The sequence below is a fragment of the Rhizohabitans arisaemae genome (assembly GCF_025996515.1).
Lineage (GTDB): Bacteria > Actinomycetota > Actinomycetes > Streptosporangiales > Streptosporangiaceae > Rhizohabitans > Rhizohabitans arisaemae.
Genome location: NZ_BLRH01000060.1, coordinates 1,195,669 through 1,215,455 on the forward strand (window position 1 = coordinate 1,195,669; position 19,787 = coordinate 1,215,455).

26 protein-coding genes are annotated in these 19,787 nt (G+C 66.7%); 17 read left to right on the plus strand and 9 right to left on the minus strand.

All coding sequences use genetic code 11. The features are described 5' to 3' along the window. Positions 1 to 101 precede the first annotated feature (101 nt). Positions 102 to 566 carry a hypothetical protein gene (locus RUR_RS33950; protein WP_283139321.1) on the minus strand — a complete coding sequence of 155 codons (465 nt, stop codon included), beginning with the start codon at positions 564 to 566 and terminating at the stop codon, positions 102 to 104. A 123-nt stretch (positions 567 to 689) separates the two neighbouring features. On the opposite strand from RUR_RS33950, the gene RUR_RS33955 reads away from it, so the two are divergent. Both RUR_RS33955 and RUR_RS33960 read left to right on the plus strand, forming a co-directional pair. Continuing rightward, complete coding sequence (locus RUR_RS33955) at positions 690 to 1,139, plus strand: hypothetical protein (RefSeq protein ID WP_283139322.1); 450 nt, start codon at positions 690 to 692, stop codon at positions 1,137 to 1,139. Further along, positions 1,114 to 1,419 carry a hypothetical protein gene (locus RUR_RS33960; RefSeq protein WP_283139323.1) on the plus strand — a complete coding sequence of 102 codons (306 nt, stop codon included), beginning with the start codon at positions 1,114 to 1,116 and terminating at the stop codon, positions 1,417 to 1,419. Before RUR_RS33955 ends, RUR_RS33960 begins: the two co-directional genes overlap by 26 nt. A gap of 195 nt (positions 1,420 to 1,614) precedes the next feature. Here RUR_RS33960 and RUR_RS33965 read toward each other — a convergent pair whose 3' ends face one another. Together RUR_RS33965 and RUR_RS33970 are read right to left on the minus strand one after the other, a co-directional pair. Beyond that, entirely contained in the window at positions 1,615 to 1,803 is a 189-nt protein-coding gene (locus RUR_RS33965) for a hypothetical protein (protein ID WP_283139324.1), read from the minus strand. 1,840 nt (positions 1,804 to 3,643) lie between these two features. Next, the gene (locus RUR_RS33970; protein ID WP_283139325.1) at positions 3,644 to 4,042 is read right to left on the minus strand and encodes a hypothetical protein; all 399 of its coding nucleotides are present in this window, start codon (positions 4,040 to 4,042) and stop codon (positions 3,644 to 3,646) included. A gap of 105 nt (positions 4,043 to 4,147) precedes the next feature. Here RUR_RS33970 and RUR_RS33975 point away from each other — a divergent pair, with 105 nt between their 5' ends. After that, positions 4,148 to 4,717: an HAD family hydrolase gene (locus tag RUR_RS33975; RefSeq protein WP_283139326.1), complete on the plus strand. Its 570-nt coding sequence runs from the start codon at positions 4,148 to 4,150 to the stop codon at positions 4,715 to 4,717. Between the two features lie 18 nt (positions 4,718 to 4,735). On the opposite strand, the gene RUR_RS33980 is transcribed toward RUR_RS33975, so the two are convergent. From RUR_RS33980 to RUR_RS33990, 3 genes are all read right to left on the minus strand, one after another. Then, complete coding sequence (locus RUR_RS33980) at positions 4,736 to 5,524, minus strand: hypothetical protein (RefSeq protein WP_283139327.1); 789 nt, start codon at positions 5,522 to 5,524, stop codon at positions 4,736 to 4,738. A 519-nt stretch (positions 5,525 to 6,043) separates the two neighbouring features. Beyond that, positions 6,044 to 6,316: a hypothetical protein gene (locus RUR_RS33985; protein WP_283139328.1), complete on the minus strand. Its 273-nt coding sequence runs from the start codon at positions 6,314 to 6,316 to the stop codon at positions 6,044 to 6,046. After that, positions 6,286 to 6,588 carry a DUF6247 family protein gene (locus RUR_RS33990; protein ID WP_283139329.1) on the minus strand — a complete coding sequence of 101 codons (303 nt, stop codon included), beginning with the start codon at positions 6,586 to 6,588 and terminating at the stop codon, positions 6,286 to 6,288. The genes RUR_RS33985 and RUR_RS33990 overlap by 31 nt, the downstream gene beginning before the upstream one ends. A gap of 624 nt (positions 6,589 to 7,212) precedes the next feature. Here RUR_RS33990 and RUR_RS33995 point away from each other — a divergent pair. Next, positions 7,213 to 7,542 carry a cupin domain-containing protein gene (locus RUR_RS33995; protein WP_283139330.1) on the plus strand — a complete coding sequence of 110 codons (330 nt, stop codon included), beginning with the start codon at positions 7,213 to 7,215 and terminating at the stop codon, positions 7,540 to 7,542. Positions 7,543 to 7,922: 380 nt separating this feature from the next. After that, positions 7,923 to 8,432 (plus strand): DJ-1/PfpI family protein, encoded by a 510-nt coding sequence (locus RUR_RS34000; protein WP_283139331.1) that lies wholly within the window; start codon positions 7,923 to 7,925, stop codon positions 8,430 to 8,432. Here the strand turns inward: RUR_RS34000 and RUR_RS34005 are convergent. Further along, positions 8,353 to 9,009: an ROK family protein gene (locus RUR_RS34005; RefSeq protein ID WP_283139332.1), complete on the minus strand. Its 657-nt coding sequence runs from the start codon at positions 9,007 to 9,009 to the stop codon at positions 8,353 to 8,355. The genes RUR_RS34000 and RUR_RS34005 overlap by 80 nt on opposite strands. A 54-nt stretch (positions 9,010 to 9,063) precedes the next feature. Between RUR_RS34005 and RUR_RS34010 the strand changes: the two genes are divergently transcribed. Beyond that, positions 9,064 to 9,201: a hypothetical protein gene (locus RUR_RS34010; protein ID WP_283139333.1), complete on the plus strand. Its 138-nt coding sequence runs from the start codon at positions 9,064 to 9,066 to the stop codon at positions 9,199 to 9,201. A 221-nt stretch (positions 9,202 to 9,422) separates the two neighbouring features. Then, on the plus strand, positions 9,423 to 9,578 hold the full coding sequence (locus RUR_RS34015; RefSeq protein WP_283139334.1) for a transposase: 156 nt from the start codon (positions 9,423 to 9,425) through the stop codon (positions 9,576 to 9,578). A gap of 442 nt (positions 9,579 to 10,020) precedes the next feature. On the opposite strand, the gene RUR_RS34020 is transcribed toward RUR_RS34015, so the two are convergent. Both RUR_RS34020 and RUR_RS34025 read right to left on the minus strand, forming a co-directional pair. Further along, positions 10,021 to 10,167: a hypothetical protein gene (locus tag RUR_RS34020; RefSeq protein ID WP_283139335.1), complete on the minus strand. Its 147-nt coding sequence runs from the start codon at positions 10,165 to 10,167 to the stop codon at positions 10,021 to 10,023. Positions 10,168 to 10,207: 40 nt separating this feature from the next. Continuing rightward, positions 10,208 to 11,593, minus strand: coding sequence for an aminotransferase-like domain-containing protein (locus tag RUR_RS34025; RefSeq protein ID WP_283139336.1), 1,386 nt, complete (start codon positions 11,591 to 11,593; stop codon positions 10,208 to 10,210). A gap of 46 nt (positions 11,594 to 11,639) precedes the next feature. On the opposite strand from RUR_RS34025, the gene RUR_RS34030 reads away from it, so the two are divergent. The 10 genes from RUR_RS34030 to RUR_RS34075 all read left to right on the plus strand — a co-directional run bounded on the left by RUR_RS34030 (position 11,640) and on the right by RUR_RS34075 (position 19,743). Continuing rightward, positions 11,640 to 12,806: an aminotransferase class V-fold PLP-dependent enzyme gene (locus RUR_RS34030; protein ID WP_283139337.1), complete on the plus strand. Its 1,167-nt coding sequence runs from the start codon at positions 11,640 to 11,642 to the stop codon at positions 12,804 to 12,806. Between the two features lie 42 nt (positions 12,807 to 12,848). After that, the gene (locus RUR_RS34035; protein WP_283139338.1) at positions 12,849 to 13,046 is read left to right on the plus strand and encodes a hypothetical protein; all 198 of its coding nucleotides are present in this window, start codon (positions 12,849 to 12,851) and stop codon (positions 13,044 to 13,046) included. Next, on the plus strand, positions 13,043 to 14,302 hold the full coding sequence (locus tag RUR_RS34040) for a GlxA family transcriptional regulator (protein WP_346349089.1): 1,260 nt from the start codon (positions 13,043 to 13,045) through the stop codon (positions 14,300 to 14,302). The genes RUR_RS34035 and RUR_RS34040 overlap by 4 nt, the downstream gene beginning before the upstream one ends. After that, on the plus strand, positions 14,299 to 15,063 hold the full coding sequence (locus tag RUR_RS34045) for an HD domain-containing protein (protein WP_283139339.1): 765 nt from the start codon (positions 14,299 to 14,301) through the stop codon (positions 15,061 to 15,063). The genes RUR_RS34040 and RUR_RS34045 overlap by 4 nt, the downstream gene beginning before the upstream one ends. Positions 15,064 to 15,162: 99 nt before the next feature. Beyond that, entirely contained in the window at positions 15,163 to 15,516 is a 354-nt protein-coding gene (locus RUR_RS34050; protein WP_283139340.1) for a nuclear transport factor 2 family protein, read from the plus strand. 528 nt (positions 15,517 to 16,044) lie between these two features. Further along, positions 16,045 to 16,599: an MFS transporter gene (locus RUR_RS34055; protein WP_283139341.1), complete on the plus strand. Its 555-nt coding sequence runs from the start codon at positions 16,045 to 16,047 to the stop codon at positions 16,597 to 16,599. Positions 16,600 to 16,662: 63 nt separating this feature from the next. After that, on the plus strand, positions 16,663 to 17,715 hold the full coding sequence (locus RUR_RS34060) for an ABC transporter substrate-binding protein (RefSeq protein ID WP_283139342.1): 1,053 nt from the start codon (positions 16,663 to 16,665) through the stop codon (positions 17,713 to 17,715). Then, positions 17,712 to 17,903 (plus strand): hypothetical protein, encoded by a 192-nt coding sequence (locus tag RUR_RS34065; RefSeq protein WP_283139343.1) that lies wholly within the window; start codon positions 17,712 to 17,714, stop codon positions 17,901 to 17,903. Before RUR_RS34060 ends, RUR_RS34065 begins: the two co-directional genes overlap by 4 nt. Next, positions 17,900 to 18,970 carry a FecCD family ABC transporter permease gene (locus RUR_RS34070; protein ID WP_283139344.1) on the plus strand — a complete coding sequence of 357 codons (1,071 nt, stop codon included), beginning with the start codon at positions 17,900 to 17,902 and terminating at the stop codon, positions 18,968 to 18,970. Before RUR_RS34065 ends, RUR_RS34070 begins: the two co-directional genes overlap by 4 nt. Beyond that, on the plus strand, positions 18,967 to 19,743 hold the full coding sequence (locus tag RUR_RS34075; protein WP_283139345.1) for an ABC transporter ATP-binding protein: 777 nt from the start codon (positions 18,967 to 18,969) through the stop codon (positions 19,741 to 19,743). Before RUR_RS34070 ends, RUR_RS34075 begins: the two co-directional genes overlap by 4 nt. Positions 19,744 to 19,787 lie beyond the last annotated feature (44 nt).

Genomic DNA, 19,787 nt, shown 5'->3' on the forward strand with positions numbered 1-19,787 from the left:
TCGACGAGTCGTTGTGAGCTACTCGATGCGGGCCAGCTCAACGTAGAAGCCCCAGCTAGACGGGGCTTTCGAGCACGGGAAAGATCGCCTGCTCGGTTCGTTTACGCCGCTGGTGTCCTTCTCCGCCGTGCCTCGGACCAGCCCAGGACATCGGCCGGCCACTTCTCCTCCCATGAACCGTCGGCCGAGTACCGGACGAACAACCGCCAGCTCGTCGCCACCAGGTCCTCAGCCCACAGCCGACCCATCACATTGTTCTTCAGGTACAGGCTCTCGGTGAACCGCTCGATCAGATCAAGCACCGGCGCGTCGTGATCGCCGAAGAACATCAACAGATACTTGCCCAACCCGGCGACGTCCGAGCATTTCGGCTTGTCCTGGCGTAGCACGCGCAGGTGGTAGACAAGTTTGGGGAGGACATAGTCGTCGCAGTACTGCCTGTCGCGTTTGCCCTTGCCTGCCAGGAGTTCCCACCACTCCTGGTTCTCAGGTCGGGGGATGATGTCGAGGAGGTCGGCGAGGTGGCGGAGGTCGGGGTCGGCGGAGATGCTCGTCGAAGTGTCCACCAGCCCATCGTGAAGCCGTGCTCGCGGGGGTCAATCGGGTATGCGGTGTCGGTTGCGCCTCTTGGCCTCGGGCACAGCAGCCTTCACACTGGATGAGCTCACCACCACGCTCCGGAGGCGCCGATGCGGGTCCTCACCCTGACCGGCGCCCTACTCCTGCTCACCCCGCAACCGTCAGGGTGCGCCGGCCCGCCTCAGCCGTCCGGGGTGGGCTTCAACTGCGAGACGCACTTCGACTTCGGATCGCAAGCCCGGCCCGGAAACGGGCGCATCGTCGGGGCGGCTTTCACCATCTGCGTCACACCACCTCAGCGGCATGTCCTGACCGTCTCGCTGGAGCGCCGCGACACCAACGCCAAGTGGCTGATCCGGGCGAAGGAGACCAGCTCGACGATCCCGGGAGTGAACTTCAAGGTGCGTAAGCAGGTCACTGTGGGTACGGCATGCTCGCCCGGCCATTGGCGGGTACGGGCACGCACAGTCGGACGCTACAAGGGGAAGCCGTACACGGCGGAGAACGCGTCGATCGAGAGGACGGTGTCGCGTCGTGATTGCGAACGTCGCCTACCGTGAGAGCCTTAGTCGGCTCCGGTGGCGGGTGGCAGCCGGATGGCGGGTTGCGTGGTACCGCGGCTTCTTCGAGCCGCCGGTCGATCGTCCTACGCGCTGGCAGCGCCTGATGCAGGCGGGCGGGCCGCGGTTCGCCGACGGCCGCAACGCCTGGGCTCGTCACGCCGAGCGGATGACGCGGGTGGGGTTCTTCGTGGTGACGCTGCCGCTCGTTGTGATCGGCGAGGTGCGGCGTCTCGTCGCGGCTGGTCCCGGCGAGCAGATCGAGCAGACGAGCAGCTAAGAGGACTCACCCGTTGGAGCCGGGGCACTCGTGCATGCGGCGTGGACGGCTACGGCGGCGCCAGTTGTCCACCCACTCGGCTTACGGTCTGTGGGGGCGACGCCAATGGCGACGAGAGCCACCTGCCCACCCAGCTGAATGCGTCGGTGGCGTCCAGGGCCTCGATCAGGATGGTTGGGCCAGCGAGGAAGTCGGTCATCTGGTTGACCCGCTGCGGGCCGATCGGCGAATCGTCTGCCAGGCCTCAGATACGGCAGCCGCCCGCACCAACAGCGTGACGCCGCGGTCGGCGAAGGTGGTCGCGTAGATGCTCATGTCCGCCATTTCGGCCAGGGCCGCACCGTCGAGGACGAACCCGCTGAGCGTGTCCGGCGTCTGCCTCACGAGGCTTTCCGCTCCTGGTTGAGGTAGCGGTCAATGAGTTCGTCCGCCCAGACCTGGGCGTCGGGTGGGCTCGCCGACCCGGTCACGTCACTGCTTGAGCCAGTTCTCCCGGGTCATCCGGTCTTCGACGGCCTCGGTGACATAGATACTGAGGCGATCTCACTGGCATCGAGCTTGGCCTTGAACAGCTGCTCCTTGGGTTTGGACACCGTGACCTTAACCGTCTCTGCCATACCAGGAGGGTAGCCCGCCCGTACCAGAGCGAACAGATAGTGTGCATATTTGCTCTGGCTCGGCCACTGACCGTCGAGGCAGATTGACCTCAAACCTCAACGGCCAGCGACCACATGACGGTGGCTTCGCCAAGCCGAATCGTCAGGCACCCCAAGATGTCCGCAGAAGAGGGACCACCATGATACGAGGTTCGTTTACTATTTAGGCTTCACCAAGCACTGCCATGGCCTATCCATCGAGCACAGGCTCGACTCCATCAGCAGGCTGGAGTTTCAGGGACTTCACTAGATTTAAAGAGTGACATCATGGACAGCTATTGGGAAGCCGTTGCGGCGATTGTTCCCGTAATTGCTCTCGCCCTGGTCGTTGAGTTGCGGGCAATTCGCAATAGGTGGCAGAGTCATACACTTCCCCCTTGGACCCAATTGATTCAAACCCTACCATTCACAGCATATGTCATCTGTGGCATTGTCACAGAATACACGGCCCTTTACCAACTTCGAAGCAACCCCCCAACAAAAAATGGTAGTTCACTTGCCGAAATGACCATCGGAGGCGGCCTCACATTACTTGTCCTCGAGCCAGCAATTTTTGGACTGCTCAACATCCCCGGCTCTTGGCTTGCCATCCAATATCTAAGATCACCTCGATTAGTGATCCAAAGATGGCGCATCAGAAGGGATATTGAAGAAGAATTCGAGAGCCTACTCAGAGTCCGATTGGAAATTCAAAGCCTTGGCCTCGAACTTGCCCTACAGGGGCTACGAATCGAACATATTAAGCTATTAGACCCCAAATATAGCAAGCTTTCCAGATATATCGCCACCCACAATCAGGCGCTACAGAATTTGAACTACGCAACCACTAGAACAAACGATAGGGTAGAAGCATTGGGGGCCCTTCGGCAACGCTTGGAAGAAATGAAATCAACACTCAGAAAGATGAGTGCAATTCCACCCGCTCCTACTCAGAAACCCGTTCACCTGGCCAATAGGAATCGGCGGTGCAACGGCGGGCCACATAGAGTGCGTAGATCCGGAACATCTGCGAGACCCTAAGAGAGTCAGATGACATGCAGAAGACGAATTTCCGATCTACCTGTAGAATCATTCCGCCCACAATCGCAGCCCCATGAGGGACCCTAACGTTCTCCAAAAGGGACCCACCGCCACCCGATCAGATACTGTGCCAAACCGAACAATAGGCATTCAGAACCTCGGGTGGAACCCGATAGCCCCATCCTGAAATAGCTCCTTACCTCGCCGGAAATAGATCTACCCATTATTAATAGGAGCTCCATATCCAATGCCGAAACGAGCAACGACGTACTGAAATGGTTCGTTAGCGCGCCACGGCTACCGCCTTGCCGGAACGGTCAATCCCCGTGATCCGACAGAGAGACGCATCCCACTAGCTTGGGCTATATTTCTGGGGGTCAAGGGGTCGCAGGTTCAAATCCTGGGACGGTGTGGCAAGGCCCGATGAAGGGGAAAAACCCCTAGCTCATCGGGCCGTCACTCATTCCCCGGATTCTTCGATCGCTCAATCTACAGTGATCGTTCCTGGGGACCGCATGGGGACCACGCAGGGCGGCGACGCCTCATCGCTACGTCCTCGTTTCGAGGCGGGTACGCCGCCGGCCGCCGCTGAACTCCAGAGCGCACAGCTCCGCGAGCGCGGCCAGAGCGAGTCGCGCGAGCGCGTGAACCTGCCCCGTCATGGCGGCGATCTCGATGATGCGGCAGGTCAGCTGCCGCACCACGTAGGCCAGCCCCTCCATGTGGTGCTGGTGCCGGTAGTCGACGAGCAGCTCCGGTCCCCACCTGCCCAGCCCGGCGTCCTGTGCGTATTCGGCCAGCACCATGCCCAGCCGGTACATGGCCTCCTGGTCGCAAGTGGCCCAGATCGCCGCCCGCAGCGCCTCCTGGAACCGGTCGGCCGTCTCCACCAGCGCGTTCACATCGCCGGGCCAGCCGCGCTCGGCCGCGGCCCGCACGGTGTCCATGTGCCGGACCCGGGACCGGACGATCCCCCGGGGAGAGGGCCCCGTCCGCCTCATGTGCTCCGGGACCGGGGGCGCCTTGAGCGGCACCATCCGCTCAGCACCGGAGTGGAAATCCCCCGCGAAGTCGCCGACGACCCCGATCCGCTGTCCGTCTTCCGCTTCAGCGCGATGTTCGGAGAAAGTGTCAGCGCACTGGTGAACAAGGCCTTGACCGAATTCGAGGTATCGGCGACCGAGTCGGCAACCCCAACCCCGGGCGCAGCCGAGCTCATCCGCCAGCTCAAGGAATCAGGCAGATCACTCGCCGTCGTAAGCAACAATTCCGAACAAGCCGTGAAAGCATACCTTCAAGCAAACGAGCTAACGCCATACTTCGACTACGTAGCCGGACGAGTCAGCTCCGACCCCGACCTGATGAAACCGAATCCCCACCTCGTCCACCGGGCAATGACCGCCCTACAAGCCGACGCGGCAAGCACAGCCTTGATCGGAGACTCCGAATCCGACATGACCGTCTCCAAGACAGCAGGCATCCTCGCCCTGGGCTACGCAAACCGCCCCGAGAAGCTCACCCGCCTACACGCCGCTGGCGCAAGCTACATCGTGAAACCATGTCGGAGCTGGCAATCTGACAATGCCGTCGCGGGATATGGATGGCACAATGCGCTTCCGTAGCGCGTGATTACCTCATGGCTAAGAGCGTGCATTTTTCCAACGCCACCCGAATTTGGGGCCCTTTCCTCGCTCAAAGAATCCAGACTCGGCGTAATTGGCTATCACGAATTTCTGTGAGTCGCCCGAGTTGTCATGGGTTGAGCCTTCTGGTAGTTCATTGACCTTTGAAATTGACTTCGTAATGTGTCGCCCATTGGCATCGTGTTGTGAGTAGGACTCGCGAGATGGTCTACTGCTTAGCCACGGCCAATCGTCATCACGTTTTCGAGGGTTTGATGAGAGGGTTTCGGTCAGGCCGAGCTCTACGCGCATTGCGTTGCGCAACACTTCAAGTAGATCCTGGGCTTGGAACCAGCCAGGATAGTAGTCGATAAAGGCTCCTCGAAGCTCAATGACTGTTGTAATCTCTAGGAGTGCTCCTGATATGCGATCAGCAAGGTCTGCAACGGGTGGCGTGGCCATGAGTTGAACCTCGAGGAGTATTGGCTGTAGTTCATCATCCCAACGGCGAAAATAGCCTAATAGGCCGTCCGAGATGCACTCCTCTTGTTCGTCTTCGACTATCTCGAGCCCGTCGTACGACAAGAACACCCCGATACTATCAATCTCGCGATGCATAGCTTGGGTGAGTGTCAGATATCGGGCGTATATTTGGCGCCGGTCGCTTAACCAGCGCCGCTCATCGTCGGCCGCCAACTTACGTCGTTCGTTGCGCCGAGCCATCCAACCAGTGAGTAGGGCACCTCCGAGGCCACCGCCCAAAGCGAAGGATCCCGCTAAGATTGGCACAAATAGATCAGTTGGCATAGGCCGATTATAGGGTGATATGCATGTGTTAGTCATGAGAAGAGGCTACTGGGAGTGCTCAATCCTGGATCTATGAGCAGGCCTCTTGTATAGGTGTCCGGGAACCTCCCCTTTCGTTACCGTTCGTCGGAGCCATAACAATCAGGATCGGTGCTTCTTCATCGCAACTCAATCCTACTTTGGGGGTACCTTGCTGGTCAGCATTAGGGTGTTAGTGGGATCGACTCCCTGACATGCTCCCTTGCCAACCACCTGTGAGGTGGGGTATTGATTCGACTGGTGGTCGATCAGTATCGGTTGAGGTTCACTGGAGCTTTTGCACACACCATGGCTGCACCCGGCGTGGTCTGCGAGTCAGCCTCGAAGTCTGAGCGGCCTGAAGGTAGCTGCTGCGGGCATTGTTTCTGGGACACGAGGTGGCCGGGATAGGAGAAGGCCAAGGTGAGAACGTGATTTTGGATGGGTCTCCGGAGCCGAGTGTGCTGGAGGCCGGGACCGGGGAACGGTACCGCTCGTACTCTATCCGGTCCAGGTCACGTCGTACACGACGATCAGGCGGGCGGGCTTGTTGATGTAGAAGGTGACCAGGCCGCGTTCCCCGAACACCACCTGCCGGTCGTCGGGTTCCTCCGAACGCAGGGGCATGCTCTGGTAGGGGTCGGCCTTCACCTGGACCAGCGCGGCCACCAGCACGCGGAACGCCCAGTCGGGCATGCCCGGTATCTGGCCGGCGGCCACCAGGTCGAACTCCAGCCGGTAGCTCAACTCCCCTGCCCGGCGTGGTCGGCCCATCCCGGTATGGCCTGTTCCGCGGGAACCCGTTCTCCCCGGTCGGCCCGCGCGGCCCGGGCACGTGCGGTGAAGTCCGGCTGCGCGTAGGCGACCGCACGCATGTGCCAAAGCCTGAGCACGTCCTGGAGCTGCCGGTACCGCCATGTCTCATGCGCGGCGGCCAGAGCGGCCCGGTAGTCCACCAGGAACCGGTCACGCTCGCCGGGGGGCAGGTCACGAAGGATGGTGTCGGGATCCAGCGGGTCGTGTGACTCCAATGATTGAGCGCTCACGATGCCTCCCTGTTCCTGTCGGTGTAATGCAGGGTACGTCCGACCGAACGGTGCACGACAGACACCCACAAAGAAGTTGAGTTCATGCGGCAGTCTGAGCATCTGTAACGCCTCCGATCACGGTGGCAGATCCAGCCACGACGCCTCGGACGCGGCCAGGTGATGGGCTAAGGGTTCAGGTCCCCCCTCGGACACAAACGAATACCCCATATGGTCCTGGTCGCTCACTGAGGTGACCAGGACTTTTCTCTTTCCCGGGTGGAAGACGAGACGCAAACCCAGAGCGGCGTAGATCTTCGCCTTCCGGACCTGATCGGCACGGCCCAGCAGTTCCACTGTGTCCCCCAGCTCTGTGAGCATCTCAGCCAGGGCCCCGCAATCGAGACGGCGCGAACGAGAGATCGGGATCCAGGTGAGTCAGTCGCGCCACCCACCCGCGACAGCGGGTTCACATCCGTCGGAAATCATGCGTACTCACGTACGGTCTCCCGCTGGTCGCCTGGTGGTCTTGGCTGCGCTGGGGTCAGGGCATACCGGCGTTCTGGGCGCCAGGCGGCCACAGGACTGTCATGGCGCCGTAGGCCAGCACGTGTCGAACTTGCCTGTCGTGCGAAGATCGGGGTCGTGGAGATCATCAGGAGCGGGCAGTTCACACCCGCGGCGGACGGGTCCGCTGACTTCGTGGAGCACCTGAGCGTGCCTGCGCTCAGCTTTGGTACGTACTCCATCCCCGCAGGTGCGACAGACGAACAGTCACCGCACAACGAGGATGAGATCTACGTGGTGACGCAAGGACGCGGCTCCTTCACCTCCGGCGGCCAGACCGTCGAGGTCGGCCCGGGGACGGCCCTCTTCATCCCGGCCCGCGAAGAGCATCGATTTCACGACATCACAAAAGACCTGGTCACCCTGGTCTTCTTCGGCCCCGCGTACTCCGGGGTCCCGCAGCCTTAGCGTCGAGCCGCCGCGAGGCGATCGCAAACGTGGGTGCGCGACGACTTCCACATCGTCCTCGGTCTCACATTGTGAGAAGTCCTCCATCCCTGCTCCTGGCCGCCGAACCGCTGACGCAACTCCTCGCCACCAGGAGCACGATCCCGTCTCAAGGTCAGCGGACCGGCAGGGCGTCCGCGCAGAACAGCGGGCCGTGGCCGCCGGCGAAGGCCCCTTGATCCCGGCGATCCAGGCGTCCCGCTGGAGTAGGCGGCACCAGCGCACGCCGCCGTCGAGAACCGGGCACCCTCGGGCCAGATGATTCTGGAGCCCCTGGCATGGCGCGATCCGTGGGATGCGCGTCGTTGACGCCATCAGGGCGAGCCGCACAGGGTGGAGAGGTGAAGCGACGGGTGGTGTTCGTGGTCTACGAGGAGTTCCAGGTGCTGGACCTCGTCGGACCCTACGGAGTGTTCCAGCGGGCAGGCGGCTACACCTGCGAGGTCGTCGCGCCCGTGCCCGGCCTGGTCCGGTCGGCTACGGGGTTGCCGATCCACGTCGAGCTAGGGCTGGACACACCACCGGAGGGCATCGACACGCTGGTGGTCACCGGCGGCGCGGGCGTGTACGCCTCCAGGCACGACACCCGGCTGACCGGCTGGGTGCGTGCCGCGTCGGCCGGAGCCAGGCGGGTGACCTCGGTGTGCAGCGGTGCCTTTCTGCTGGCCGCGGCCGGATTGCTGGATGAGCGTCGGGTCACCACCCATTGGGCGCGTGCCGAGCGGCTGGCGCGCGAGTATCCGCGGGTCACCGTGGACGCCGACCCCATCTTCATTGAGTGCGTTCCGCGGCGTCGCGCGCCAGTTCCACGGCCCCCACGACCCCGGACAGATCCCCGAGAGACGGTGTGACGACCTGGTCGGTCAGGGCGGGCTCTTCCGGATAGCCCGCGGCGAGGTCGCGTACACGGTTCCGTATCTCATCGATGAGCGCGGGACGCTTGGATACGCCCCCGCCCACGATGACGCGCTGGGGGGACAGCGTGTACACCAGGTTGAGCACAGCCAGCGCGAGATAGTCGGCTTCGAGCTCCCAGGCCGCGGGATCGTCCAGCTGCTCAGCCGGACGCCCCCATCGCCGCCGCATCGCCTCGCCGGAGGCGAGCCCTTCCAGGCTATCTCCGTGATAGGGACAACTACCCGTGAAGGGATCGCGATCAGTGTCGTGGGGGATGCGGATATGTCCGTACTCAGGATGTATGAGGCCATGCAGCGGACGGTCGTGCACGATGGCGCCCATGCCGATGCCGGTACCCACCGTCATGTACGCGACCGTGTCCATCCCCCGGCCCGCGCCATGCCGCCACTCATCACCGAGCGCGGCCGCGTTCACATCCGTGTCCAGCCCAGCCGGCGCGCCCGGCGCCTCGCACAGCGGCGAAAGAACAGCGCGGGGATGCACGTCGAATATACGTGATCTATACGCCATCTTCGTAGGCTGAGCCTTTGTCAGTTCGTCTATCACGAAATGGAGAGGTCAGACGTGCGAGTCACCAATATGACCTGCAGGATCCTGGTCACCATCGTCGCACTGATTGCGGCCACGGTGACGACCCTGGCGGTCTCCACGTCCACACAGGTGGGCGGAACCCTGGCGATGCCCTTCGAGCACGGAGGCTGATCTCCGGACGATAGTCCGCCAGCAGTAGACGGCGCACCGTGACCGGGCACGAGCACGCCGGTCACGACGCTCCGGTCCCCGCTCGGTTTCGTACGCCGAAGCGCCGAGGGCGGCACGCGCGACGGCCGCAGCACCGGAAAGCAAACCCGAGACTTCCCCCTGGTTGGTGGACACGCTGATACTGGATCTTGCTTGATCCGGAGGAAGCGAGAAGACCGCCGATGGCGTTGAAGGACTACTCGGAGGAGTTCAGGGCCGATGCCGTGGCCTTGTACGAGTCCACCCCCGGCGCGACGTACAAAGGCATCGCCGCCGATCTGGGCGTGAGCCGGGGCAGCCTGCGCGAGTGGGTGCTGCGGGCGCGCCCGCCGAGGTGAAGAGCCAGCCAGGCCGACGACCGGCTCGGATATCCCACAGCGACGGCCACCCGCCGAGGCAAGCGACGACGCCGCGGAGCGGATCGCCCAACTGAAAGCCCGCGTGCGTGAACTGGAAGCCGGCGAGAAGAAGCTCACCACCGAACGCGACATCCTTCGCAAGGCGGCCAAATATTTCGCCGGGGAGACGCACCGGTGAACCGCTTCCAGTTCGTTGACGACCATCGGGACACCTTCGAGGTGAAGCGGTTATGCCAGGTGATCGGCCTCAACCGGGTCGGCTGCCACAAGTGGCGTGCCGGTGCTGGAACCCGGGCCGCGTGCACCGTGGACAAGATCACAAAAGATGATCCCAGATAACCCGAACCAGCCACTGCAACTCTCAACCCGTCCACCCCAGGACGATGCGCTCTGCGCTGGAAGTGAATCGAGTTCTTGAGCCCTACAGGATGTCCACCCCCAGCTCCAGGAGCAGCGTTGCAGCGGTATGCCGGGCGTCGTGCACCCGGGCGTCCTTCTCCACCTCGGCCAGTTCGAGAATCGTCGGCACCGGCCCGGAGCCATACCCGGTGCGGTTCAGTCCCTCCAAACCGGGCCGACTCCAGATGGGGGGCAGCTGTCCGGGGTTGTCATCGGAGGCGTTGGGCGGCGTCGGTCAGTTCCGTCGCGGTGGCGGGGGCGGCGAAGCTCAGCCGGAGGAAGGCGCCGGGGGGTTCGGCGGGAAAGTACCGGTCGCCGGAGTTGACCAGGACGCCGCGGGTTCGGGCGGTCTCCGCCGCGGCGGTGGCCTGCCGGCCGGCCGGTAGTCGGACCCAGAGGTGGAATCCGGCGTGGGGCAGGTGGGTGGGTGTCCAGTCGGGCAGATGGTGGGACAGGGCGCCGACCAAGGTGGCGCAGCGTTCGCGCAGAATGCCCCGCAGGGTCTGCAGGTGGCGGTCCCAGGCGGGGGCGCTGAGGAGTTCGATCGCCGCTTCCTGCAGGGGCCGGGCGGTGAAGAAGTCGTCGACGTAGCGCATGCCGAGCAGGCGCCGCGAGACCGGGCCGCGCGCGATGACGGCACCGATGCGCAGACTGGGGGAGACGGGTTTGGTCAGGGAGGTCAGGTAGACGACCGTGCCGTCGGGGTCGTCGTCGATCAGCGGCGGTGGGAGGGGACGTCCGTGGCTGAGGTGTCTGGCGAAGTCGTCTTCGATGAGGAAGGCGCCCGCCTGGCGTGCGATCTGGAGGATCTGGTGGCGCCGTGGGGTGGCCAGTGCCGTCCCGGAGGGGTTGTGCAGGGTGGGCTGGCAGTACAGCAGGCGGGCGCCGGTCATGTCGAAGGCGTCGGCCAGCAGGTCGGGGCGGATACCGTCGCCGTCCATGGGGACGGGGATCGGGCGTAGTCCCGCCGCTCTGGCGGCGGCCAGGGCGCCCGGATAGGTGGGTGACTCCATCAGCACGGGGCCGTCCGGTGCCGCCAGCGCGCGAAAGAGCATCGACAGTGCTCCTTGCCCGCCTCCGGTGATCAGCACGTCGTCTGCGTTCACGCTGCTGCCCGCGGTCTTGGCGAACAGGGCGCGCAGGGGTTGCAGGCCGGCGGTCGGGGCGCGATGCCAGGCGTCGGGGCGGCGCGCCGCCCGGGCCAGGGCGGCGCCCAGCGCCCGTGTGGGTTGCAGCGTCTCGTGAAGGTAGCCGCCGGACATGGCGATGCCGTCCCGGGGTGTGGGATGAGCTGCCTCGACCGCGTTTCCGGGGTCGTACTCGCGGCCGGCCAGGGTGATCTCCTGCCACGAGGTGTCACCCGTCGGCGCGTCCGCGGAGGACCGGCGGGGCGCGACGAACGTGCCCGATCCCGGCCGGGTGACCACGGCGCCTTCGGCGACCAGCAGGGCGATCGCACGCGAGACGGTGGCGGGCCCGACGCGGAAACGCTCGATGAGGTCCCTGCTGCTCGGCAGCCGTTCACCCGGTTTCATCCGGTCCAGTTCAGGCCGGAGGCTCGCGACCAAAGCATCAGAAGTGCTACTGTCCGACATGAGAGACAATGGTAGCGCTTCTGACTGGAGTGCGGAATCGCTTCTGATGCTGCGAGCCGACACACCCGGCTGCGAGCAGGTCACCCACTTCAACAACGCGGGCTGCGGCCTGCTGGCCACCCCCGTCCTGGCCGCGATGGTCGAGCACCTGCAGATGGAAACCCGCATCGGCGGTTACGAAGCGGCGGCCGCCCGTACCGGACAGGTCAAGGGCTTCTACGCCGAGATCGCCGCCCTCATCAACACCCGGCCAGAGAACATCGCCTTCGCCGCCAGCGCCACCCACGCCTACTCCACCGCCCTGTCCTCGATCCCGTTCGAGGCCGGGGATGTCATCGTGACCACGCGTAACGACTTCATCTCCAACCAGATCGCCTTCCTCTCCCTGGCCAGGCGATTCGGTGTGCGGGTCGTGCACGCGCCCGACCTGCCCGAAGGCGGGGTGGACGTGGCCGCGATGGCGACGCTCCTGCGCCGGCACAGGCCCAAGCTCGTCGCGGTCACCCACATCCCCACCAACTCCGGCCTCATCCAGCCGGTCGCCGCCGTCGGCCGCCACTGCCGTGAGCTGGACCTGCTGTACCTGGTGGACGCCTGCCAATCCGTCGGTCAACTCCCGATCGACGTCGCCGAGATCGGCTGCGACCTGCTCACCGCCACCTGCCGCAAGTTCTTGCGCGGGCCGCGAGGGTCGGGCTTTCTGTATGTCTCCGACCGGGTACTGGCCGCCGGCTATGAGCCGCTGTTCATCGACATGCACGGCTCGCGCTGGACCTCCCCCGGCCGTTACGAACCCGTCGCGACCGCGGCCCGGTTCGAGGAGTGGGAGTTCCCCTACGCCACCGTCCTCGGGTGCGCGGCCGCCGTCGCCTACGCCCGCCAAGTCGGCATCGACGCCATCGCCCGCCGAAGCACAGCCCTGGCCGCACGGCTGCGCGAACGCCTCGCGGCGGTCCCCGGGGTACGCGTGCTCGACCACGGAGAGAACCTGGGCGCACTGGTCACCTTCCAGATCCACGGTTGGCAACCACAGCCGTTCAAGACCGCCATGGACGCCCGCGGCATCAACTCAGCGCTCAGCTTCCGCGAGTTCGCCCAGTTCGACTTCGGCGACAAGGAGGTCGACTGGTGCCTACGCCTGTCACCGCACTACTACAACACCACCGAGGAGATCACCTTCGTGGCCGGCACCGTCGCCGAGCTCGCCCGCTGATGCACACCGGCCTGCGGCACCCCTCAGGCGATGATGGGCCGGATGACGGCGGTCTTCCGTACGCTCCTGTTCGGCGGCGGAGCCCTGGGCGGACTGGCGGCGGGCCTGCTGGCAGGCTGGCTGGGCGCGCACGGCGCGCTGACCGCGGCCGCGGCCGGATCAGCCGTCGTGGTGGGCGCGCTGTTCGTCTCCCCGGTCGTCAAAGTCAGGTCTCTGCCCGCCATACCGGCGCCGCCATGACCCTTCTCGCCTCCCGCGCGCTCCTAGTAACCGCTCGCGCCACCGTGCTGGGATACAGGCAGGCGCCGGGGGTGTTCATCGTTGGTCTGCTGACCTTGGGACGGGATCGTGCTCCTGGTGGCCAGGTGGTGCCTCAGCGGTTCGGCGGCCAGGAGACGGCCACGGCCCGTGCTCTGCTTGGACACCCTGCCTGTGGTAGCGAATACGTCACCCTCTGTTATGTCCTGATCTGTGGGCTGTTGGTCCTTGTGGACATCGCCGGAAAACGCAAGACTGGCGAGGTGAGAGAGGTGGTCGTGGCCGTCTATGACGGAGTGGTGCTGCTGGACGTGGCCGGTCCGGTGCAGGTTCTGCACCTGTCCGGCGGCTACCGGATCCGGCTCGCCTCGATCGACGGACGCTCGGTGCGTACGGATGTCGGTGTGCCGTTGGGGGTCGATCTGGCTCTGGGCGAGCTGGTGGGATCGGTCGGTACCTTGCTGGTGCCGGGTTACGCCCCCAACGTCAAGCACCCAGCAGAGCCGCTCCTGAAGCTGCTTCCCGATCTCGCCCGGCGCGCGAGCCGGGTGGCCTCGGTGTGCACAGGAGCGTTGCTGCTGGCCGAAGCCGGGCTGCTGGACGGGCGGCGGGCCACGACGCACTGGGCCGCCTGCGCCGACCTGGCGTCGCGGTTTCCGCTGGTCACCGTGGAACCGGATGCCATCTACGTACGGGACGGGCCCATGGTCACCTCGGCCGGTGTCACCGCCGGGATCGATCTGGCGCTCGCCCTCGTCGAGGAGGACCACGGCCCGGACATCGCACGGGCGGTGGCCAAGCGCATAGTGGTGTTCCTGCAACGCCCGGGCGGCCAGTCGCAGTTCAGCGTTCGCGAAGCCGTCGCCACGCCCCGCCGGCCCGGGTTGCGTCAGCTCCTGGACACGATCGCGGCCGAACCGGCGGCCAATCACACCCTCGCCGCGATGGCGGACAGGGTCGCGGTGAGCGAACGTCATCTGACCCGGTTGTTCCGCCGCGAGGTCGGCCTGACCCCCGGCCAGTACGTCGAACGGATCCGGGTCGAGGCGGCGCAGACTCTCCTGGAAACCAGCGCGGCCGGGGTGGACTCGGTCGCCCACAGATGCGGCTTCGGATCCAGTGAGACGATGCGCCGGGCGTTCCTGCAGGTCCTGGGCACGACACCGACCGCCTACCGCCAGCGCTTCCGCACTTCCCGTGCCAACCCCGATGCGATCGCCTCAAAGGAAACCCAATGAGCTCGTCCCTGCCCCGCCGAACTCTGCTGGGAGCCGGCCTCGCCGGTGTGGCCGCTTTCGCGGCCGACACCCGCGCCGCCTCCGCCCAGACGGCCGAGCCTGCCGAGTCGGCCGACCTGTCCTTCCCCAGCACGCCGACCGCCCGGGCGGCCCACCGGCTGATCACCGACGCCCAAGAGCCGTACCTGCGCAATCACAGCCTGCGCAGCTTCCTGTTCGCCCGCGCCGCCGCCGCGCGGGCCGGCCGCCGACCGGGCCGCGACTACGACGCCGAGGTCATGTTCCTCATCTGCGCGCTACACGACATGGGACTGACCGCCCGTGCCGACACCGGCCAGCGGTTCGAACTCGAAGGCGCCGACTTCGCCGCCGCCTTCCTGGAGGAGCGCGGCATCACCGACCGCCGCGTCGACACCGTCTGGGACGGCATCGCCCTGCACACCTCCTACGGCCTGCACCGATCGCCGGTGTTCATCCGCCGCCGCCCACCCGAGATCACGATCGCCCAGGACGGCATCGGCATCGACGTGGCCGGTGGCCCCGACGCGCTCCCCGTCGGCTACGCCGACCGCGTACATGCGCTCTACCCCCGCCACGGCGGCGCACGCGCCATGACCGACGCCATCGTCGCCCAAGGCCTCGCCGATCCGCGCAAGGCGCCGCCCATGACCCTGCCCGGCGAGGTCCTGCACCAGCGGCATCCCGATGCCCCCTACACCACCTGGGACAACATCCTCGATGCGAGCGGCTGGGACGACTGACGGGGGCGATCGAGCGCATTGAACCGCGCCGTCGTCCGAACCCATGAACAAACGTAGCCAAGACAGCGCCGGATGGCGCCCAACGAAAGGAAAACCCTGATGACCCTGATCGACCGATACATCGCGGCATGGAACGAAACCGACGACGAAGCCCGCGCCAAGGCCGTGGCCGAACTATGGACCGAGGACGCCACCTACACCGACCCCATGGCGGACGTGGCAGGCCATGAGGGCATCGCCGCGGTCATCGCCGGAGCGCAGGACCTGTTCCCCGGATGCGTGTTCACCGCCGGGGAGGTGTTCGACACCCACCACAACCTGGCCCGCTTCACCTGGCACCTGGCGCCGACGGACGCGGCCGAGCCGATGGTCGTCGGCTTCGACGTGGTGGAACTGGCCGAGGACGGCAGGATCCGCAAGGTCCTCGGTTTCCTTGACAAGGTGCCCTCCTGACCCACGAAGGGACGCGAGACCTCAGGCACTGAGGTCTTCGGCTGAGCGCGTCCAGCCATGTCGGGCGGGCGCGGCTTGATGCGGACCCACGAAGGTAGCCCCGCACGCCCGGCATGGCACCCTATCGATTGAGGACGCTTGCCGGAGGCGCCACTCAACCAGCACGAAGATCATCGAAGTTCCCCGCACCGTCTCACGCTGAGGGCGGTGCTGGAGCGCCGGTAGCAGGCGAACGATCAGCGTGAGGCACCCGGGCCATACCGGCCGTTGCCGCCCTGCCGTACTCATGCGGCCCCAAAACACCCGCCGACGCCGAACGCGAGCACCATCACCATGTCGAAGACGCAAGAAGGGCCGCGCGATCCTGCTCACCCCGCTGCCCGGCGCCGCTTCCAGGCGCGGCAGACGGTCCAGGCGATCGCCGGTTCCCGGCTGTGTGGCGGGGGAACGACCGCAGTGAACCACTCCTGCGGGCAGCCCGTCGGGCGCGTGTAAGAGTACTTCGCTGACATGGCCGGGGACTGGATCTTGCGGGTCGCGCGAGCGACGGTCTTCGCCGTGGCGTGCGTCGTGCTCGCCTGCCTCGCGCACCTCGTCGGCGGCGGTATGGTCCACGTCGACGCGCTGGTGACCGGGCTCGCCCTGACGCTGCCCGCCGCGCTTGCCCTGGCCTGGCGTGAACGCTCCCTCCCGCCGATCCTCTTCGTCCTGACGCTGGTCCAGGCGGGACTGCACACGCTGTTCGGCGCGATGTGCCCGGTGGAGGCCGTCCCGGCGCCCGAGCATCCGGCGCACGGTGCGCCCGGCGCGGGCATGCTCGTGGCACACGCGTGGGCGGTCGTGCTGACGGCGCTGTGGCTGGCGCGGGGCGAACGCGCCCTGTGGACGCTGTTGCGCCTGCTCCTGGCCCGCGGGCTGCGGCTGCTGTGGCTGGTGTCCGGCGGGTTCGTCGAGCACCGCCCGCCTTCCCGGCCGGTACGGGCGCGCGCCTGCGCGAGTCCGTCCTTCGCTCCGCTCCGTCATGCGGTGGTCCGGCGTGGCCCTCCCCCCGGGATCGTGGCGGTCGACGACCGGGCTTGGTGACACCGGGCCGGTCGCGGCCGCATGCCGTACCGACCGGTTCACCACAATCCTGGAGCAATCCACGTGTCTCGTCTTTCGCATGCCCTGATCCTTCTGACCTCCGCCCTGATGACAGGATGCGCCGTCACGCCGTCGACCCCGCCGCCGCCCGCCGCGGCGGGCTTCCCGGTCCAGGTGCCCGACTGCACCGGCAAGGTCACCCCCTTCGACAAGCCCGCTCGGAAGATCGTCACCAGCAACGCCTCCGGCCTGGAGATCCTCCTGTGGCTCGGCGCGCGGGACCAGGTCATCGGCACCGGCTTCCCGCCGGGCAAGGGCGACCTGCCGCCCGAAATCGCCGCGGCCGCCGCCAAGGTCCCCTCGCTCGGCGGCGACGCCACCGGAGGGTCGATGCGCGGCATCAGCCGCGAGCAGTTGCTCGGCTCCGGCGCCGACACCTACGTCGAGGCGTGGGGCGCGCTGGCCGGGATGGACGACGTCGCCACCCCGGAGCAACTGGCGCAGGTCGGCATCAGGAAGTTCCTGCTGCGCTCCACCGCCTGCGCCCCGGTGATGAACGGCCCGCAGACCGACCTGTCGGTCCTGCAGGCCGACATCGCCCGGCTCGGCGCCGTCACCGGCCGGGTGAAGGAGGCCGAACGGGTCCTCGCCGGCATGAACGCCACCTTGACCGAGGTGGAACGGGCGGTCGCGGGCGCCAAGCGGCCTACCGTGTTCTTCTTCGACTACGACGCCGGCACCGACGCGCCCTTCACCCCCTGCAACCGCCAGGTCGCCAACGCCGTCTACACGCTGGCCGGCGCCCGCAATGTCTTCGACGACTGTGCCGACGACTTCAAGAAGGTCGGCTGGGAGGAGATCGTCGAGCGCGATCCCGACTGGATCCAGCTCGGCGTCCGCAGCCGTGGCGACACCGCCGCCGACGAGCGCGCCTTCGACGAGGCCGCGGCCTTCCTGTCCACCTTCGCCGCCACTCGCGACCTCAGGGCGGTCAAGGCGGGCAGGTTCCTGCGCATCCGCTCCGAGGTGACCACCATCGGCGGCGTACGCAGCGCCGACACCGTGCGGACCATCGCCGCCACGATCCACCCCGGCCGGATCAAGGCGGCCGGGTGAGCACCGTCGCGCCCGCGTCGCGCGAGCTCAAGATCCCGACATCAGCGCGCCCGTACAGCGTCACGGCGGTCCCTCTCGCGCCGACGGTGACCCTCGCCGTCTCACTCGACCCCCTGGACATCCCCGCGGGCACCGTGCGGACCATCGCCGCCACGATCCACCCCGGCCGGATCAAGGCGGCCGGGTGAGCACCGTCGCGCCCGCGTCGCGCGAGCTCAAGATCCCGACATCAGCGCGCCCGTACGGCGTCACGGCGGTCCTGCTGATCGCGCTCGTTCTGGCGGTGACCCTCGCCGTCTCACTCGGCCCCCTGGACATCCCCGCGGGCACCGTGTGGACCATCGTGGCGCACAAGATCACCGGCCTCGGCGACGCCTCCGGCTGGACGGTCAGCGAGGAGGTCGTCGTCTGGCAGGTCCGCCTGCCCCGGGCGTTGCTCGCCGTCGTCGTGGGCGCGGGTCTGGGCATCGTCGGCGCCGTCGTCCAGGCGCTGGTCCGCAACCCCCTCGCCGACCCCTACCTGCTCGGCATCTCTTCGGGCGCCTCGCTGGGCGCCGTCACCGTCATCGTGTACGGCGGCGCCGGAGCGCTGGCCGGTGTCGGCCTGCCGACGGCGTCGTTCGCCGGCGCACTGCTCGCCTTCGGACTGGTCTGGCTGATCGCCCGCAGAGGCGGCGGCTACGCGCCGATGCGGCTGGTCCTCGGCGGCGTCGCCGTCGGCCAGCTCCTGGCCGGTCTGACGAGCTTCGTCATCCTGCGCGCCGACGACGAGCAGCAGACCAAGGGCATCCTGTTCTGGATGCTCGGCAGCCTCGGCGGCACCGAATGGCGGCTGCTGCCGCTGCCCGTGATCGGCGTCACCCTCGGCCTGCTGGCCCTGCTGGCCAGGTCACGGCCGCTCAACGCGCTGCTGATGGGCGACGAGACCGCCGCGGGATTGGGCGTCGACGTGGCGCGGCTGCGGCGGGAGCTGTTCGTGGTCACCAGCGCCCTCACCGCGCTCATGGTGTCGGTCTCCGGCGCGATCGGCTTCGTGGGCCTGATGGTCCCGCACGTCGTCCGGCTCCTGGCGGGCACCGAGCACCGCAAACTGCTGCCGCTGTCCGCGCTGACCGGCGCCGTGCTCCTGGTGGCCGTCGACGTGGTCGCCCGTACCGCCCTCGAACCGGAGGAGATCCCCATCGGTATCGTGACCGCGCTCATCGGTGCGCCCCTGTTCCTGTACCTGCTGGACCGGCGGCTGGAGCGGCGATGAACGTGACCGTCGACGCGGTGTCGGTGCACCTGGCGGGCAACCGGGTCGTCGCAGGCGTCGACCTCCTGGTCGCCGACGGTGAGATCGCCGGACTGGTCGGCCCGAACGGGAGTGGCAAGTCCACCTTGCTGCGCACCCTCTACCGGCACCTGCGACCCTCCTCCGGGCGGGTCCTGCTGGCCGGAGAGGACCTCTGGCGGCGGCCACCCGCCGCGAGCGCCCGCCTCGTCGCCGCCCTGCCGCAGGAGCGGGCCACCGACTTCGAACTCACCGTGACCGAGGTCGTGGCCATGGGACGCACACCGCACAAGGGCGCCTTTTCCCGCGACAACGCCCATGACAAGGCGCTCGTCCAAGGCGCTTTGCGCCAGGTCGGCATGGACGGGCTGGCCCACCGGCCCTTCACCGGGCTGTCGGGCGGGGAGCGCCAGCGTGTGCTCCTGGCCCGGGCGCTGGCGCAGGAGCCCCGGGTGCTGGTCCTGGACGAGCCCACCAACCACCTGGACATCCGTCACCAGGTCGAATTGCTGGCCCAACTGCGCGGGCAGCGGACGACCACGCTGGCCGCCCTGCACGACCTCAACGCCGCGGCCGCGGTCTGCGACCGTGTCCATGTGCTGTCGTCGGGCCGGATCGTCGCCTCCGGGGCGCCGGCCGAGGTGCTGACGCCGTCGCTGATCGCCGAGGTGTTCGGCGTCAGGGCCGACGTGGTGACCCATCCGCTGACGGGAGGGGTGCTGATCGCCTTCGACCACGTCACTCCCCTTAGCTGAGCGGCGCGTAATTCGTCTGGCCTCGTCGGGTGACGGGGCCAGAC

Bases quoted from the DNA above. Each gene is read 5' to 3' on its own strand.
- RUR_RS33955 (WP_283139322.1), top strand. From the start codon at position 690: ATGCGGGTCCTCACCCTGACCGGCGCCCTACTCCTGCTCACCCCGCAA.
- RUR_RS33970 (WP_283139325.1), bottom strand. From the start codon at position 4,042: ATGGACACCGTGCGGGCCGCGGCCGAGCGCGGCTGGCCCGGCGATGTG.
- RUR_RS33980 (WP_283139327.1), bottom strand. From the start codon at position 5,524: ATGCCAACTGATCTATTTGTGCCAATCTTAGCGGGATCCTTCGCTTTG.
- RUR_RS33985 (WP_283139328.1), bottom strand. From the start codon at position 6,316: ATGGGCCGACCACGCCGGGCAGGGGAGTTGAGCTACCGGCTGGAGTTC.
- RUR_RS34005 (WP_283139332.1), bottom strand. From the start codon at position 9,009: ATGGCGTATAGATCACGTATATTCGACGTGCATCCCCGCGCTGTTCTT.
- RUR_RS34015 (WP_283139334.1), top strand. From the start codon at position 9,423: ATGGCGTTGAAGGACTACTCGGAGGAGTTCAGGGCCGATGCCGTGGCC.
- RUR_RS34025 (WP_283139336.1), bottom strand. From the start codon at position 11,593: ATGTCGGACAGTAGCACTTCTGATGCTTTGGTCGCGAGCCTCCGGCCT.
- RUR_RS34030 (WP_283139337.1), top strand. From the start codon at position 11,640: ATGCTGCGAGCCGACACACCCGGCTGCGAGCAGGTCACCCACTTCAAC.
- RUR_RS34035 (WP_283139338.1), top strand. From the start codon at position 12,849: ATGACGGCGGTCTTCCGTACGCTCCTGTTCGGCGGCGGAGCCCTGGGC.
- RUR_RS34040 (WP_346349089.1), top strand. From the start codon at position 13,043: ATGACCCTTCTCGCCTCCCGCGCGCTCCTAGTAACCGCTCGCGCCACC.
- RUR_RS34045 (WP_283139339.1), top strand. From the start codon at position 14,299: ATGAGCTCGTCCCTGCCCCGCCGAACTCTGCTGGGAGCCGGCCTCGCC.
- RUR_RS34050 (WP_283139340.1), top strand. From the start codon at position 15,163: ATGACCCTGATCGACCGATACATCGCGGCATGGAACGAAACCGACGAC.
- RUR_RS34075 (WP_283139345.1), top strand. From the start codon at position 18,967: ATGAACGTGACCGTCGACGCGGTGTCGGTGCACCTGGCGGGCAACCGG.